This window comes from Arthrobacter sp. TJ-178 (assembly GCF_058269275.1).
This window is the reverse complement of the sequence record NZ_JBZCNK010000006.1, coordinates 116016-132425: the sequence shown is the minus strand read 5'-3', so window position 1 is coordinate 132425 and position 16410 is coordinate 116016. Positions and strand designations below refer to the sequence as shown.

At 61.3% G+C, this 16410-nt stretch carries 11 protein-coding genes; 6 read left to right on the top strand and 5 right to left on the bottom strand.

The features are described 5' to 3' along the window. The first annotated feature begins 3 nt into the window (after positions 1-3). Both AC4D2Q_RS16100 and AC4D2Q_RS16095 read left to right on the top strand, forming a co-directional pair. Entirely contained in the window at positions 4-915 is a 912-nt protein-coding gene (locus AC4D2Q_RS16100; RefSeq protein WP_490947458.1) for a DUF8370 family protein, read from the top strand. 524 nt (positions 916-1439) lie between these two features. Next, positions 1440-2042, top strand: coding sequence for a recombinase family protein (locus tag AC4D2Q_RS16095; RefSeq protein ID WP_490947457.1), 603 nt, complete (start codon positions 1440-1442; stop codon positions 2040-2042). Positions 2043-2519: 477 nt separating this feature from the next. Here AC4D2Q_RS16095 and AC4D2Q_RS16090 read toward each other — a convergent pair whose 3' ends face one another. Continuing rightward, entirely contained in the window at positions 2520-6887 is a 4368-nt protein-coding gene (locus AC4D2Q_RS16090; RefSeq protein WP_490947456.1) for an RHS repeat domain-containing protein, read from the bottom strand. A gap of 933 nt (positions 6888-7820) precedes the next feature. On the opposite strand from AC4D2Q_RS16090, the gene AC4D2Q_RS16085 reads away from it, so the two are divergent. Beyond that, positions 7821-8183, top strand: coding sequence for a hypothetical protein (locus AC4D2Q_RS16085; RefSeq protein WP_490947455.1), 363 nt, complete (start codon positions 7821-7823; stop codon positions 8181-8183). Between the two features lie 502 nt (positions 8184-8685). Here the strand turns inward: AC4D2Q_RS16085 and AC4D2Q_RS16080 are convergent. The 3 genes from AC4D2Q_RS16080 to aceA all read right to left on the bottom strand — a co-directional run bounded on the left by AC4D2Q_RS16080 (position 8686) and on the right by aceA (position 12554). Then, the gene (locus AC4D2Q_RS16080; RefSeq protein WP_490947454.1) at positions 8686-9405 is read right to left on the bottom strand and encodes a DsbA family oxidoreductase; all 720 of its coding nucleotides are present in this window, start codon (positions 9403-9405) and stop codon (positions 8686-8688) included. 76 nt (positions 9406-9481) lie between these two features. Next, positions 9482-11113 (bottom strand): malate synthase A, encoded by a 1632-nt coding sequence (aceB, locus tag AC4D2Q_RS16075; RefSeq protein WP_490947453.1) that lies wholly within the window; start codon positions 11111-11113, stop codon positions 9482-9484. A gap of 127 nt (positions 11114-11240) precedes the next feature. Further along, positions 11241-12554, bottom strand: coding sequence for an isocitrate lyase (gene aceA, locus AC4D2Q_RS16070; RefSeq protein ID WP_490947452.1), 1314 nt, complete (start codon positions 12552-12554; stop codon positions 11241-11243). A 145-nt stretch (positions 12555-12699) separates the two neighbouring features. Here aceA and AC4D2Q_RS16065 point away from each other — a divergent pair, with 145 nt between their 5' ends. Next, positions 12700-14199: a helix-turn-helix domain-containing protein gene (locus AC4D2Q_RS16065; protein ID WP_490947451.1), complete on the top strand. Its 1500-nt coding sequence runs from the start codon at positions 12700-12702 to the stop codon at positions 14197-14199. Between the two features lie 7 nt (positions 14200-14206). Here the strand turns inward: AC4D2Q_RS16065 and map are convergent, their stop codons facing one another. Then, positions 14207-14986 carry a type I methionyl aminopeptidase gene (gene map, locus AC4D2Q_RS16060; protein WP_490947450.1) on the bottom strand — a complete coding sequence of 260 codons (780 nt, stop codon included), beginning with the start codon at positions 14984-14986 and terminating at the stop codon, positions 14207-14209. Between the two features lie 62 nt (positions 14987-15048). Here map and AC4D2Q_RS16055 point away from each other — a divergent pair, with 62 nt between their 5' ends. Beyond that, entirely contained in the window at positions 15049-15366 is a 318-nt protein-coding gene (locus tag AC4D2Q_RS16055; RefSeq protein ID WP_490947449.1) for a helix-turn-helix domain-containing protein, read from the top strand. Positions 15367-15452: 86 nt separating this feature from the next. After that, positions 15453-16346 carry an Fpg/Nei family DNA glycosylase gene (locus AC4D2Q_RS16050; protein ID WP_490947448.1) on the top strand — a complete coding sequence of 298 codons (894 nt, stop codon included), beginning with the start codon at positions 15453-15455 and terminating at the stop codon, positions 16344-16346. The last annotated feature ends 64 nt before the right edge of the window (positions 16347-16410 follow it).

Here is a 16410-nt window from a genome sequence, read left to right as displayed (position 1 = left end):
ATTTTGGTATTTCTTTCTGAGGCTTTTGACCTCCCCGATGACTTCCCGTTCCTGGACGTCGATGTAGATAACGACAACACCGTTTTCCTGGACCCTAGTGCCATCCGAAACTCCACCTGCGCCTACGGTGTAAGGGCTCAGTGCCGCCTGGTGGAATTCTTCGAGGAACTTGTCCGGCGACGGCAAAGCTCCGTTTTTGCTGACAAGCGCAATGGGCTCTCCGTTCTCCAGAAGATGCGGGAGCCTGGTGAAACGCGGCTGGGATACTCTGCTGCAGGCACTGATGGCAAAGGTTTTGCCGATGGCCTCGGCACGGTGCTGTGGGATGCGCTGGGATCGCCTATCTGCCAGCACCGCGCTCTCAGTAGGATTGAGCACTTGCCGTTGTTCCTCCGGGGTATCGACCGAGACCTGATCTCAGATATGGTCACGCGCATCATCATGGATATCCTGATCGAATACAGCCTGGACATGATGTCGCAGTACCCGGTGCTGGCAGAAAAAACTGTCACTCGGAGTCTGATGGTGTGGGATGACCAGAAGCTCGACTGGACCCAACGCGATTGCGAACTTCCTTTCATCGGCGGAAAGCAGCTGGTACTTGTTCCCCGGGAATGGGTGACGGCGCGGTTGCTTATGCATCCCAATCCGTACTACAACCGGTACACAACCAAGTCGCTGCAAGAGGAGCAGACAACCTACGACTCGGATGGGAAGATCGTGCGCCCCTATAAGTGGCAGATCAAGGGCGCTAACCCGGAGGTCAAGAACTTCAACTCCGCCCGCACGCTCAAGGACATTGCCACCAAGAACCACGTTCTGGAATATCAGATTGAAGTGGACCAGCGGTTTGTTCCGATTGATGCGGCCGAAGTACGACGCCGCATTTTGAAGGGTTTGCCCGAAGCCGGATAAGTCCGTAAACCTCTTAGGCGGGTGGGGCAGTTGGGCCGAAGGGTACGGCTGCCCCACCTTGGTCTTTACAGTTCACACCGAGCAGGCTGGAGCGACGACCCCATCTCGTCTGCTCCAGCCCGGCATTGTCTCTGGATGGCGGCCCGACCGTCTCTTGAGACCCTGAGAGCGGGAACATGTGGGGCGTGTAGTTCTAGACACTTTCTAAAATATTTCGAGAACGACCAGCGCCATGCCATGACAGTAAATGGTGCACGAAATGATTTAGCTCGGATGTCGACCTAGTAGCCCCATGAGTGGCATGAGGACGCAACGTGGGCAGCAGGCCGCGGTCATGGAGGTTACCCTCCATCTATGCGGGATGTCGGTTCATGTCTTGTATCTCATGAGTTGAGAGACGTCCGCACGAGACAGAGGCAGTGCCGCCACATTCCGGCACTTAGTATGTCTTGCCACTATGTGTTGCAACCTCCTGTTAGGTTTAGTGACATAAACATTGGTTGCAAGACACTTTTGGGGACTCCATGACAAAACTGATCGGGTATGCCCGAGTTTCCACCAAGGCGCAGGATGCGGACCGGCAGGTCAGGGACCTGTTGGCTGCGGGCGTCCGCCGTGATGACCTATATATTGACCACGGAGTCAGCGGCGCCAGAGCATCCCGCCCAGGATTTACCCGGGCCTTGGGCGCACTGCATGAGAGCGACACTTTGGTGATCACCACCTTGGATCGGCTCGGCCGGTCCACGGTGAACATGCTCGGCCTGTCCGAGGACCTGAAGACCAGGGGAGTGAATCTGCGGGTCTTGAATCTGGGCGGCGGGAATGTGGATACCGGCACCCCGATGGGTTCCATGGTTTTTACAGTCATGGCTGCCCTGGCCCAGATGGAACTGGAAATCAAACGTGAACGCATTAACGATTCCGTCTCCAAGCGCCGTGCGGCAGGTAAAGATCTCGGCGGGCGACGGCAGCATTTCAGCGACAGTCAGATCCGTAACGCCCGCCGCCTGATCGAGGCAGGTGAGCAGGCCACCCATGTGGCCCGCGATCTGGGCATGTCCCGGGCCACCCTGTACCGGAGAATGGCCGAACTCGACGCCCGCGAATGGGTGACCAAGCGTTAGGGCGTTGGGAGGGCGTCCCAGAGTGAAGTGGGCATGGCGTCGTGGTTGCCGCAGGAGCGACAAGTGCCGCAGCTGCTCGGACTGGATCACCGGAACTCTAGCCCTCATGGCCGGGCAGGTTATCTACGACCCAGGACGCTAATCTATTTGATTAATAGTTTGACGAGCTATCTTCACAGCAAGAAAAGGCAGAGAGGATGTCAAGATCGAATTGACACCCTCTCTGCCTTAGCTATAAAATTGGTTGCTTATATTTTCTATACTAGAGATAAAGCGAAAAGTACACATCCAGCAAGCCCAACAATTAAGCCCGCCCAAAATGCTCCCGAGTACTTCTTCCCCCCTCTAAGATAAGTGCCTCTCCCCTTTGGCGATAGCATGTAAATCATTAGGGTAAAAGTGTAAATTAAAGATATTATGGCAATCCAAATTCCGTAGTGCATCAAATCACATTACCCCATTTGTCGGATTGTTCATCTAGTTCGCCCTGGCTGCTGAGCCTAGGCGCCCTAGGCCATAACCGGTCGCACCAGCTACCGCTCCACCAGCACAAGCTCCAGCGGTTCCTCCAACTGTGTTGTCCTCTTCGGCGAGGCCGTTACCCACCGCGTAGGCTGTTACGCCGACAATGCATCCGACGGTGGCTCCGGCTGCGAGGCCCGGAAGGGTTTTTGTGACTCCAGTGGCTACGGCACCGCCCACTGCGCCAACGATTCCGCCGACCACCTCTGGTACCGCAGAATCCGTAAAGTCATCCCAGAAGCTGAGACCGGAGGTGTCGCTGTTTGTGATGGGGTTGTTGCCGCTGTAGCTGTAATGCGGGTCTTGGCCGGAGGGGTCCAGTTGCGTGAATCGTCCAATTGCTGGGTTGTAGTATCGCGCTCCGAACTTGGTGAAGCCTGTCACCGCGTCCTTATATCCCGAGACGTACTGGTAGGGGTTATTACCGGCCTGGGCTCCTGTCTGGGCGGTGTTTCCCCAAGCGTCGTAACTATAGGTTGCTGCCTTTGCCTGAGTGGCATCGGTGAGGAGGATGACGGAGCCAAGTGCATCTGTTGTGTAGTAGAAGCTGGCACCGGCGCTATTGCGCATGCTGATCAGCTTCCCGTCAGGGTCCCTGATGAATGACGTGGTGGCACCGTTGGCGGTTTGGGTGGTGACGCCGAGGCTTCCGTTAAGGAAGCTCGTGTTCCCTGAGACAGTGCGTTCGTCGTTGCGGAGCCCGGCATAAGCAAAGCTCGTCGTGGTACCGGAAACGGTCGCCGACGTGAACTGGTCAAGCGCGTTGTACGCGGAGGTGTTCGTTCCAGCCTTCGTCGTATTGCCGTTCGTGTCATAGGTGTAGGTTGTGGCTCCGGCCGGTACCGCGGCACAGGCACCTGTTGAGGCGGCGGTCCAGCAGAGCTGATCAGCTGCGTTGTATACGGAGGTCAGCGTGGGTTTGCCTGTTTTGGTTGCGCTGGTCCGGTTACCGTTCTTGTCATAGTTCCAGGTCTCGGTTACGGCACCGAGGGTGGCTGCCGTGAGCCGGTTATGAGTGTCATAACCGTACGTGGTGAGAGCATTCGCCTCGGTCTTCACGGTTGCCTGCAGGGAGCCATCCTTGCCCGTGCCGCCCGAGGTATAGGTGTAGGCACGCGAGGTCAGGACAGCGCCGGCTGAGCTATTGGCCCGCGTTTCAGAGACCCGTCCCGCATTGTCGAAGACGGTGGTGTTCTTGACCCCGTTGGGATACGTCGTGGTGGTGCGCCGGTTGCTCTTGTCGTAGCCGAAACCGACACATTTGGTGGTGTTGGGGAACGCCGGCGTTGCCGGGCAGGATCCGCCGGGTTCAGCCAGAGCGGTCAGCCGGTTCGCGCCGTCGTAGCGGTAGCCGATCGTGCCTGTCGGATCGACGAAGGACAGAATATTTGATGCCCCGTCATAGGTAAGGCTTGTGGTCGTTGTTCCAACAGTCTTTGACGAGGACCTGTTCTGCTGATCGTAGGCGTAGGTCGTTGTTCCCGAAGCGTCGACGCGCTTGGTCAGGTTGCCGTTGCCGTCATAGGTGTAGGTAACGCAGGTCGCAGGAATACAGGTGGATGCGTAGCGGACCTGCTGAATACGGTCATTGGCATCGTAGGTGTAGGTAGCGGTCTGGTTCTTCCCGTCCTTGCTGGTAGCAACCCGGCCTGCCGCGTCATACGTATTGACGATGGCACCAAGGGGTGCAGGACGAATGATTGAGGCAACGTTTCCTTGGGCGTCGTAGGTGTAGGTGGTCGCGTTTCCGTTACCGTCCGTTGTCCGGCACAGCGATCCCTGCTTAGCGCCGCAGGAGGTTCCCAGAACGTCGCCCTGGTAGAAATTAGAGACTATGACCTTCACCTTCGGGTCACTGCCGCCGCTTTCGGTTTTGCTGGGTGCGTTGGTATTGGCGTCATAGATGATGTTGGTGATGTTGCCTTCACCGTCCGTGGAGCTGGCCGGCTGGTAGTTCGACAGCGGATCTCCGGTCATGGAGTTGTAGGTGAATGACCGGTCTCCGCCGGTGCCGCCGGCCGCGCCTGCCGGGGAGGTGACTTTCGTGAGGCTGTTCCCGGTGTTGTACTGGGCGGTGGTGGTGTTCCCCAGCCCGTCCGTGGAGGCCGTTCTGTTGTCGTGGCCGTCAAACGTTCCGGCAGCGTTGTTCCCGTTGGGGTCCTTCACGGAAGTTACCTGACGGGCGGCATTATACGTGTAGGTGGCGACCTTGTTGTTCGGGTCCGTCAGCGTGGTGGTCGTGGCGTTGACGTAGGCCGGGGTGTAGACGCTCTGAACCGGTGTGCCGGTTGCATAGGTGATTTTTGAGACCCTCTTGGAGGCGTCGTATTCATAGCTGGTCTTTGCCTGGCGGGCGTCCGTGATAGCGGTGAGTTTCCCGGCCGAGTTGTATGCCAGGGCGGTGACGGCACCGGTTGCATCGGTTATCTTGGAGAGCCTGCCGCTTCCTGCGTTGTATTCCAGGTTGATGGACCTGTTCAGTGACTGGTCGGTGATTTTTGTCGGCTGGTTTGGGTTCTTGGTGTTGGCATACACGTATTTCACCGTGCGCCCCTGGGTGTCCTTCGTGGTGTCCAGAACGCCATTGACGTAGATATAGGTGATCGTGTTCGGCGTGTTTTTGTTCGCGTCGATGGATCGTGCCAGGGAGTAGTTCGCTCCGTCGTCGGTGTAGATATTGGTGACGCCGGTGTCATTGAATCTGATCCGGTACTCTTTGGCGTTTGGCTGGGTGAGGGATGCGTTCATTCCGGGAGGCATGTCCCAGACGCCGGGGCTTTTTGTCTTGAAGGTGTACCAACCGCCGTCAGGGGCCGTATAGGTCACGTTGTCGGTGGTGGTGTCCACCCGCAGGGAAGTTTCCACCCTGCCGACGTTCAGTGTGGGGCGGGCGTCATTGACGGAGTTGTACCGCCAGCTGATGTTCGTGTCCTGGCCAACTCCGGTGAGGCTCATGAGTTTTCCAGTGAGGACGGTGTTGCCGTTGGTGGGATTCCACGAGGTTTTGAGGGCATCGTTCAGAGACCGGCCGACCATGGAAGCTGCTGCACGTTCGCCGGAGGCGGCACCGTTGTTCCCGGATGCCGGTGCAAGCAGGTGCGCATTGGTAAACCAGCCCTGGCTGTCAATGACGACGTGAGCCGGCGAAGCACTGACGTTTTTGACAATGACTTTCCCGTCGACAGCTCCCGGACGTACAACAATCACGTTGGAGACGATGTCTCCTCCCAGATGATAGTTCACCTGACTGAGGGACGGTTCGGGTTCATCTGAGGGGTAGACCCGGAAGAAACCGGTGGTCGCTGCCGCCGGATCGTTGAGGGCTGCGACGTTCATGGTGACGCCGGCCAATTCGGATCCGGCTGCGGGGAAACCATCGACGCCGGCTACCTGCACTTCAAGGCTTCCGCCGGCAGGGATCGGCGTCTTGGCTCCGTCGGTCCGGCTGTCGTAGAGCCGGGTTGCCAGAGAGGTGAAGGTGCTGTCGCTGGCCTGCCCGTCGAAATAGCCTTCCACATCGATGACGATGTCCACGGGGCTGGGGCTGTAACCGACGCGGAAAGAGACTTCCCCTGCGGCGTTCATATCCAGGGTTGTTCCTACACCGGTAGTGACTCCGCCCCGGTAATGCAGCGGTGCTTCCGGGTCGGTGCCGCCGGCCGGGAAGGGATACAGGGTTGGTGTGGGGTTTGCCGGATCCCGGCTGACAAGGATGACGTTCGCGAACACCGCCCCTGCCGTGTTGGGGACGCCGCCCACGTTCTTCAGGTTCACAGTGTAGGTCTGATCATTCACCCACTGGCCCTTTGGTGTGCCGGTGCCGTCTCGTGTGTCGACCACACGGCTGCTCTTGACCGGAACGTACCCTCCGGGGGCCATGACTGCACCGTCGGTGAAATATCCCTGGACTTCAATGACGTAGTTCTGCGCCACTGAGGTCCGCAGAGCGATCTGGCCGTCGGTTCCAATCGGCACGATGGAGGTGTTCGAGAAGATCTCGTTGGCGCCGCTGGAGAGGTTTGTGGTCTGAGTCGTTGGACGGTCAGTGTTGGAGGCCAGCTGCGTCCAGCTGTCTGCCGGCGCATTAACGGACGTCACGGTGAGGACGACAGCTTCTGCGCCCTTGGCCGGAATACCCAGCCGCCCGAGTGCCTGGATGGGTACCCATGTGTTAGCGGGTACGGGGCCTGTGACGCCGCCGGTTCCGTCTCGGGTATCGACCAGCCGGCCGGGGGTCGGAACGAAGACTCCGGATTCGACAGGCGCAGCGTTTTCGGCCTGCACTGTGGCCTCGGCGACGGCGGGTTCCTGGATTGAAGGCACAGACTCCGTTACGGGCGTGGCAGTTGCCGGTGACGGAGCGATAAGCCCATAAGCGGTAACGGTTAGTGCGAGTGCTCCCGCGGCAATAACGCGGGGAATTTTAAGGGAATATCTATTTTTAGGCGCGCTGGAAAGCGCCCCGTGCGGGGTTATGTTCAATGAAGGAGCTTCCTAAGAGGTGATGTGGAAGCTCGGCAAAATAACCGTCCCCAAATCTACGAGTGATAATCGAATAGTAAGCAGGTATACCTAAAATTGCAACGAAATTTTTTCGGGCTCATTCGGTGAAGATTCACGGGTTCCTCCGGGGAATTCCAGAGTCCTTGGCGAGTTATGGAATCGGGGCCGTGCTGGAGGGCGATAGTGCTTGTGGACATCAAAGGCGGCGTTAATGCGGTGGCGCCTACGAGCAGATAACTTCCGTGAACTGGGACGCCGTCCACGCATAGAAGGCCTGGTAGGAGAAGCCCGGCACCTATGCAAGCTACGGGCGACGGCGATTCCGTCAGCCGTCTTGGTCAAGGGCCAGCGGAACTTCATTTTGAAGGCAGCTCGCGGGTGAAGAACACTGCTACCCGGCTCAGGATCTCGTTTATCTGTTCCAGCAGTCGAACCCGGTTCCTGCCTCCCTGAGCTCCGCGGCTTCCTTGTCCGTCACGCCGGGACGGGCGCCGTCCTCGATGTCGGCGTTCTTGAACCAGTTGTGCAGCGTTGCTGCGGAAACTCGAAGTCTTTGGTGATCTGCGAGACGGGACTTCGTGTTTCAGCGCAACACGGCGGAACTCAGCGCGGAAAGGCTTTGGCATGTTGATTAGCCTTGCCGAATGTTGCGGCACTGCCTCTGTCTGGCGCTGGTGTCTCTTATCCCACGCCATGCAAAGCGCCCAGGTTATGGAACCTTGAACTGTCGGAGTCCAGCAGTAGGGTGCACACATGAACTGCGGATACTGCAACCAGAACATTGATCGGGCCGACGGTCCTCATATCCACGACCCTAAGAAGTGTCGGGGATGCCGACAAATCCTTCCGGCATCAAGCTTCCCCATTCATCCATCGGCGGCAGACGGCCGCCGCCTTGATTGCAAGCGGTGTCTCACTGAGGTGAAGGCCGAAAGGAAAGAACACCGGGCCGCCCAGCGGGAAGAGGCCAGAAAATTACGCAATGCCCTCTTTGCCGAGCACGGATATAAGTGGGTCATCAAAGGCCCGGATGGTGCCATCCACACTCCGGACGAAGCCGAACGCCTGATCGATGATGCAGAACGAACCACCGACGCGCCCTTTGACTACTTTTGAACTCAGACCACCAGAACCCCAGCCTTAGGGGGGCTGCTGAAGGGTTGATTGGCGCCTACCGAAACGCCGTCAGGGTGCCCTCTCACGGCTGACGCCTATCGAGTTTGAGAAAACAAAAACACGGACACAGCAGCGTAAACAATTATCGACCACAGCTGCCAACCAAGCCTTCAGCAGCTTCCTGTCAACAGAGACGACCAACAGTAGGTAACGGCGAATGAGTCACCAAGGCACTCCAACGCAGCAGCGACATGGACCAGTCATGATCAGTGTCATCCGTGCCCTAATGACCGCAGGTGTGTGGATCAACTACCGTTTCATGCGCGCAGTCTTCGGTTTGCCGCTGCCGTTGTTTCCGATCCCAGAACGGACTCGAAACAAGATCGCCGGTGCACTATCAACCGGCTTTTGGCTCGTCCGTATTTGGACCGGTGAAGGGTACGCCGGTGAAGGGGGCGACACCGGAGGGTACGGCGCCGGACGGCCCCCTCCGGCGTCGCTCCTAGCAGCCGTCCGGACCGCAGGCAGGACCGTCCGCCGAGCCGGACGCCGGCACCGGAGTCAGGTTCACCAGCGGGTGGGCTTCCTGCCAGGCCTGTTCCAGGGCCGAAGTGAAGAGTTCGGCGGGCTGTGCACCGGAGATTCCGTACTTGTTGTCGAGGACGAAGAACGGCACTCCGCTGATTCCCAGCGACTGGGCCTGCGAAATGTCGGCGTTGACGGCGTCGGCGAATTCGTCGGTGGCCAGCACGGCGCGGACGCGTTTCGGGTCCAGGCCTGCCGCGGCACCAATCTCTGCAAGGGTTTCCGCGGCACCAATGTCCCGGCCCTTCTCAAAGTGGGCGGACAGCAGCGCCTCCTTGACGGCGTCGGCGGCCTTGTTGCCGCCTTCGGCGCGTGCGAGGTGGATCAGGCGGTGTGCGGAGAAACTGTTGGCGACCGCCAGGGAGTCGTAGTCATAGTGCAGGCCCTCACCGGCGGCCTGTTCGGTGACCTGCTCCAGCATGCCGGCGAGCTGCACAGGATCGATGCCCTTGCGTTCGCTCAGATACTCGACTTCGGTGCCGTCAAAGTGTTCAGGCAGGGACGGGTCCAGCTGGTAGCTGCGCCAGCGGACCTCCACCTCGTCCCGGTGCGGGAAGGCAGCGAGGGCGGTCTCGAAGCGGCGCTTGCCGATGTAGCACCAGGGGCAGGCAATGTCGGACCAAATATCAATCTTCATATCCGGTGCAACGCGGAAAGGACCGGAAGCCATTCCCGGAGTGCGCAAACACTCCGGGAGCGGTTCCGGTCCGTGCCTAGGCCGTAGCCAGTTCCCGCGCTTCGTGCAGGAACCGGGCGTAAGCCGGAACCGTCAGGAAGGTGGGGAATTCCTCGCCGCAGGCCACTTCCTCGAAGAGTGCCCGGGCATCGTCGAAGCGGTCGCCGTCGAAGCGCTGCAGGCTGTTGAACTCTTCCTCGAGGAGTTCTTCCACCCAGCGGTCCGTGATGATCTCGCCCTCATCGGTGACGGCAGAGCAATGGATCCACTGCCAGATCTGTGAGCGGGAGATCTCGGCGGTGGCTGCATCCTCCATCAGATTGTTAATGGCGACTGCACCGTTGCCGCGCAGCCAGGACTCGATGTAGCGGATGCCCACCTCAATGTTGCTGCGGATGCCGTCCTCGGTGATGACGCCCGGCGTGGAGGCGATGTCCAGCAGTGCCTTGTCACTGGGCACCACGTCCTCGCGGGTGCGCTCCAGCTGGTTCGGGCGCTCGCCGAGAACGCCGTCGAACACCTCCATGGCCACCGGAACCAGGTCCGGGTGGGCTACCCAGGAACCGTCAAAGCCGTCGCCGGCCTCGCGGGTCTTGTCAGCGCGCACCTTTTCCATGGCGACGTCGTTCACTGCGGCATCCCTGCGGTTCGGAATGAAGGCAGCCATGCCGCCGATGGCGTGGGCCCCGCGGCGGTGGCAGGCACGCACCAGCTGCTCGGTGTAGGAACGCATGAAGGGTGCGGTCATGGTGACCATGTTGCGGTCCGGCAGCACAAACCGGGGTCCGCGGGTCCGGAAGTTCTTGATCACGGAGAAGATGTAATCCCAGCGGCCGGCGTTCAGGCCAGCGGCGTGGTCCCGCAGTTCGTAGAGGATTTCCTCCATTTCAAACGCGGCCGTGATGGTTTCAATCAGCACGGTGGCGCGGATGGTGCCCTGGGGAATGCCCATCAGGTCCTGCGCCAGGACAAAGATGTCATTCCACAGGCGTGCCTCGAGGTGGTTCTCAATCTTCGGCAGGTAGAAGTAGGGGCCGCGGCCCTGTGAGATCAGCCGGTGGGCGTTGTGGAAGAAGTACAGGCCAAAGTCCACGATGCCGCCGGCAATCGGGGTGTTGTCAATCAGCATGTGCTTTTCCGGCAGATGCCAGCCGCGGGGGCGGACCACGATGGTGGGCAGATCGGTGAGCGAGGAGCCGGTCAGCTTGTAGTCCTTGCCCTCCGGGGAGGTGAAATCGATCCGGCGGTCCAGGACGTCGCGCAGGTTCAGCTGCCCGTTGATCACGTTGGACCACGACGGCGTGGAGGAGTCCTCCATGTCAGCCAGCCACACTTTTGCGCCGGAGTTCAGGGCGTTGATGGCCATCTTGCGGTCAACCGGCCCGGTGATTTCCACCCGGCGGTCTTCCAGCCCGGGCGCCGTGGGGGCAACCCGCCAGGAATCGTCCTCGCGGATGGAGCGCGTCTCGGCCAGGAACGCGGGGTCCGCGCCGTTGGAGATCTGCCGGCGGCGGGTCTGGCGCTGCTGCAGCAGTTCCTGCCGGCGCGTGGCCGTGGCCCGGTGCAGCGCCTTGACGAAGTCCAACGCCTGCGGGGTGAGGATTTCCTCCTGGCGCCGCACAACGGGAGCGGTGAGGGAAATTCCGTTCAGGGTGATTGGGTCATTCATGGCGTTCTCCTTCGGGTCTTCAAGATGAGGGAATCCGCTTCTGCGGACCCGCCGAGATGGCAGAAACTGCTCTTCCCGGGGCTGGTACGTGCAGTTTCTGCCATCTCGCGGGGGTGGAGCATGGGGTTTAGTGGAACTGGGCGGATTCCGTGGAACCGGCCAGGGCCAGGGTGCTTCCGGTCGGGTTCAGTGCGGTGGCAATGGCATCGAAGTATCCGGTACCGACCTCGCGCTGATGCTTGGTGGCGGTGTAGCCGCGGGATTCGGAAGCGAACTCCTTTTCCTGCAGTTCCACGTAGGCGCTCATTCCGTTGCGGGCGTAGCCGTGGGCCAGGTCGAACATGGAGTAGTTCAGGGCGTGGAAGCCGGCCAGGGTAATGAACTGGAACTTGAAGCCCATGGCACCGAGCTCGCGCTGGAACCGGGCGATCGTGTCATCGTCCAGGTGCTTCTTCCAGTTGAAGGACGGTGAGCAGTTGTAAGCCAGCATCTGATCGGGGAACTCGGAGCGGACGGATTCGGCGAACTTGCGGGCCAGCTCCAGGTCAGGGGTGCCGGTCTCCATCCAGATGAGGTCCGAGTACGGGGCGTAGGCCTTGGCACGGGCGATGCAGGGCTCGATCCCGTTGCGCACCTTGTAGAAACCTTCAGGTGTGCGAACCGGCTCTCCGTTCTCACGGATGATGAACTCCTGATCACGCTCGTCCACGTCGGACGTGATGAGCGTGGCGGCCTCGGCGTCGGTGCGGGCTATGACGACGGTGGGCGTGCCGGCAACATCTGCTGCCAGTCGGGCGGCGTTCAGCGTGCGGACGTGCTGGCCGGTGGGGATCAGGACCTTGCCGCCGAGGTGGCCGCACTTCTTCTCCGAAGCGAGCTGGTCTTCCCAGTGCACGCCTGCTGCGCCTGCCTGGATCATGGACTTCATCAGCTCGTAGGCGTTCAGCGGGCCGCCGAAGCCGGCTTCGGCGTCGGCCACGATCGGCACCAAATAGTCATCCACGGTGGAGATGCCTTCAGCGAACTCAATCTGGTCGGCACGGAGCAAAGCATTGTTGATGCGGCGGACCACGGTGGGAACCGAGTTGGCCGGATACAGGGACTGGTCCGGGTAGGTGTGGCCGGAGTTGTTCGCATCGGCTGCCACCTGCCAGCCGGAAAGGTAGATGGCCTTGAGTCCGGCCTTGACCTGCTGCACAGCCTGGTTGCCGGTGAGGGCGCCCAAGGCGTTGGTGTAGCCCTCGTCGCCGGCGTTGCGGAGCTGGTCCCAGAGCTTCTCGGAACCGCGGCGTGCCAGCGTGTGCTCTTCGGAGACGCGGCCGCGGAGCTTCACGACGTCGTCGGCGGAGTAGTCGCGCTCGATGCCGGCCCACCGGGGATCGGTGGCCCATTCCTGTGTAAGCTGCTCGGCGGTGGGTGCGGTGTTGTGTTCCTGGGTCATGACCAACGTCTCCTTGAAGTGGTGCTGCATCTCCGGCCGTTTCAACCGGTGATTTCCTCTGTGCAACCCACTCTGCGGCAATAACAACCCCCTTTCTAGGACTTTCCTCTGGCAAGAAATGCAGTTCTTCGCATAATATGAATTTGTGACCGACACAACATGGAACCGGCCCGCTCCGGCAGCCCGCAAATCCGCTCCGGGGTCCGAAGCGGAGCGCACTTTGGATGTGATCAGCCTGGGCCGGCGCGTCCGGCACCTGCGCAAGGCAAAGGGGATGACGCTCGATGACCTGGGCGCCGCCGTCGGAACCGTGGCCTCACAGCTGTCGCTGATTGAGAACGGCAAGCGCGAACCGAAACTGGGCATGATGCAGGCGCTGGCCGCCGCACTGGATGTCAGCATCGATTCGCTGCTGGGTGCCGAGCCTCCGAGCCGGCGTGCTGCCCTTGAGATTGAGTTGGAGCGGGCCCAGCGCGGACCGCTGTATTCCTCCCTGGGCCTGCCGAAGGTGCGGATCAGCTCGCGCACTCCCATCGACGTCCTCGAATCGCTGGTGGGGCTGCAGTCGGAGCTGGAGCGCCGGCTCAACGAGCAGGTGGCCACGCCGGAGGAGGCGCGCCGGGCCAACGGCGAACTGCGGAAGATGATGCGGGAGCGCAACAACTACTTTCCCGAATACGAAGCCGAGGCCCAGAAGGTGCTGGATTCGGTGGGGCACACATCCGGGCCGCTGTCCCAGCACGTGATCGCTGATATTGCCGCGCATCTGGGCTTCAGCCTGCATCACGTGCATGACCTGCCGCACTCCACCCGGTCCGTCACTGATTTGAAGAACCGGAGGATCTATCTCACGCAGTCCCAGCGGTCGGACCACGATCCGCGCTCGGTGCTGCTGCAGGCACTGGGCCACTATGTGCTCCAGCACCGGACGCCCAGCAGCTACGGCGAGTTCCTCAGCCAGCGGGTGGCCACAAACTACTTTGCGGCGGCACTGCTGCTGCCCCGGAAAGCCACCGTGGAGTTCCTGCAGCAGGCCAAGGCTGCCAAAGAGATTGCTGTGGAGGACATCCGCGATGCCTTCGCCGTGTCCTATGAGACTGCGGCGCACCGGTTCACGAACCTCGCCACGGAGCATCTGGGCATCCCCACCCACTTCCAGAAGGTGCACGAGAGCGGCATTGTCTACAAAGCCTATGAGAACGATGGCGTGACGTTCCCCGCCGATCACACCGGCGCCATTGAGGGCCAGCCGATCTGCCGGTACTGGACGTCCCGGGAGGTCTTCTCCGTGCCGGACCAATTCAGTGCGTTCAACCAGTACACCGATACCCCTGCCGGGACCTACTGGTGCACCGCCCGCACCGAACGCAGCTCCGGCGGCCTGTTCTCCCTCAGCATCGGCGTTCCCTACGCGCACGTGAAATGGTTCCGCGGCCGCGATACCACCGCACGTTCCAAGTCCCGCTGCCCGGATCCGGACTGCTGCCGCACGCCTCCGGGCGAGCTGTCCTCACAATGGTCCGGTTTTGCCTGGCCCAGCGCCCGGGCGCATTCGCATCTGCTGGCGGCCCTGCCCCCGGGAGCTTTTCCCGGCGTGGATGAAACCGAGGTGTATTCGTTCCTGCAGGCGCACGCTGCGGACTAGGGATCCCCTAGGAACGCTGAGACGGCAGCGTCAGGATCTCCGCGCCGTCGTCGGTAATGGCGATCGTGTGCTCGCTGTGCGCGCTGCGGCAGCCCGTTGCGCTTCGCAGTGTCCACCCGTCGTCGTCGGTAATCAGTTCATCGGTGTCAGCCATGACCCACGGCTCCAGCGCGAGCAGCAACCCGGGGCGCAGCTTGTATCCGCGGCCGGGCCGGCCGGCGTTGGGAACGTGCGGATCCTGGTGCATGGTGGAACCGATGCCGTGACCGCCGAACTGCGTGTTGACCGGGAACCCCGCCTCGCTCAGGACCGAGCCAATGGCGTCGGAAAGATCGCCGATGCGTGCACCGGGGCGAGCTGCAGCGATGCCGGCGGCCAGGGCGCGCTCAGTCGTCTTGATCATCTTCACGCTCTGCGGCGGCCTGGCATCGCCCACGATGAAACTGATGGCGGAGTCGGAGGCGATACCGGCTTTGAGGACGGCGAGATCCAGACTCACCAGGTCGCCGTCGGCAAGTGTGTAGTTGTGCGGAAGGCCGTGGAGTACCGCGTCGTTGACCGAGGTGCAGATGTAATGCCCAAATGGTCCGCGCCCAAAGGACGGCTCGTAGTCCACGTAACAGGACTCGGCTCCGGCTTCCGTGATCATTGCCGCAGCCCACCGGTCAATATCCAGAAGATTCGTGCCAACCACGGCGCGGCTTTTCAGCGATTGAAGAATGTCTGCAACCAGTGCACCCGTGGTGCGGGCCTTGGCAACTTCGGCGGCGTTCAGGATTTCGATCATGCGGTACCTTTCGAGATGTCCAATAACTATACCGGCCATATTATCCCGGTAGGATAGTGCCCATGGTCAGACTGTCGCTTACCCCCGGAGAAGTCGAGCGCGGACAGCGTCTTGGCGCCCTGCTGCGCCAAGCGCGGGGAGAGCGCACCATGCTGGACATCGCGCTGCACGCACATGTTTCCCCGGAGACCCTGCGAAAAATCGAGTCCGGCCGCGTGGCCACGCCCGCCTTTCCCACCGTCGCTGCCATCGCCGGGGTCCTCGGGCTATCCCTGGACGCGGTGTGGGAGGAGATCAGCCGGCCCGAGCCCGGTGTTGAACAGTCCGGTGCCAGGCGCAGCGGATCAGACCGCGGCACGGAAGAGCGGCTCGCCTCCTGAAGGCTTTGCCCCACTCCGGGCGCACTTTCCGGCGGCGGTCACTCCGGTCCTGTTCTGCACCGTCACTGACCGTTTAGGGTGTAGGCATGCCAGAGATGCCCGAGGTGCAGGGACTCGCCGATTTCCTGCGGACCAAGCTGCTTCCCGCTGATGCACCCGCCGCCGTGGTTTCCGACGTCGAGGTCCTGTCGTTCTCCGTCCTGAAGACTGCGGGAGTGCCGCTGGCAGCCCTTACCGGTGCGCCGGTGACCGCCGTCCGGCGCCGGGGCAAGTACCTGATCATCACCGCCGGAGGCGTCCATCTGGTGATGCACCTGGCCAAAGCAGGCTGGCTGCGCTGGTCCGATGCGCTGAAGCCGGGACGGCTGCGGCCCGGCAAGGGGCCCATGGCGCTGCGGGTCCGCTTTGCTGCCTCCCGGGACGACGACGGCGGGGCTGAGCCGGGATTCGACCTGACCGAGGCCGGAACCAAGAAATCCCTGGCCGTCTACCTGGTGGAGGATCTTCAGGAGGTTCCAGGCATTGCGCGGCTGGGCCCGGAGGCGTTCGACGTCGACTATGACACTTTTGCTGCACTGGTCGCTTCGCACCGCGGCCAGATCAAGGGGCTGCTGCGGGACCAGTCGGTGATTGCCGGCATCGGCAACGCGTACAGCGACGAAATCCTGCACGCTGCGCACCTCTCACCGTTCGCGAACGCTGCCCGGCTTCAGCCCGAGGAGGTCCGGCGGCTGTACGAGGCGATGGACGGCACACTGGAATCAGCCATTGCCAATGCCTCCGGACGGCCCGCTGCCGAGCTGAAGGACTCCAAACGCCGGGCGCTGCGGGTCCACGCCCGGACGGGGGAACCCTGTCCGGTCTGCGGTGACACAGTCCGGGAAGTGTCTTTTGCCGATTCTTCCCTCCAGTACTGTCCCAACTGCCAAACCGACGGAAAACTGCTGGCTGACCGCCGGATGTCCAAGCTGCTCAAGTGAGGCCGGCAGCGTTCCGGGGAACAGTAAAACAGCGGGCCCGGGATAATCTCCCGGACCCGCTGTC

Coding starts and splice junctions, on each gene's coding strand:
- AC4D2Q_RS16095 (WP_490947457.1), top strand. CDS start 1,440: ATGACAAAACTGATCGGGTATGCCCGAGTTTCCACCAAGGCGCAGGAT.
- AC4D2Q_RS16085 (WP_490947455.1), top strand. CDS start 7,821: ATGAACTGCGGATACTGCAACCAGAACATTGATCGGGCCGACGGTCCT.
- AC4D2Q_RS16080 (WP_490947454.1), bottom strand. CDS start 9,405: ATGAAGATTGATATTTGGTCCGACATTGCCTGCCCCTGGTGCTACATC.
- aceB (WP_490947453.1), bottom strand. CDS start 11,113: ATGAATGACCCAATCACCCTGAACGGAATTTCCCTCACCGCTCCCGTT.
- aceA (WP_490947452.1), bottom strand. CDS start 12,554: ATGACCCAGGAACACAACACCGCACCCACCGCCGAGCAGCTTACACAG.
- map (WP_490947450.1), bottom strand. CDS start 14,986: ATGATCGAAATCCTGAACGCCGCCGAAGTTGCCAAGGCCCGCACCACG.
- AC4D2Q_RS16055 (WP_490947449.1), top strand. CDS start 15,049: ATGGTCAGACTGTCGCTTACCCCCGGAGAAGTCGAGCGCGGACAGCGT.
- AC4D2Q_RS16050 (WP_490947448.1), top strand. CDS start 15,453: ATGCCAGAGATGCCCGAGGTGCAGGGACTCGCCGATTTCCTGCGGACC.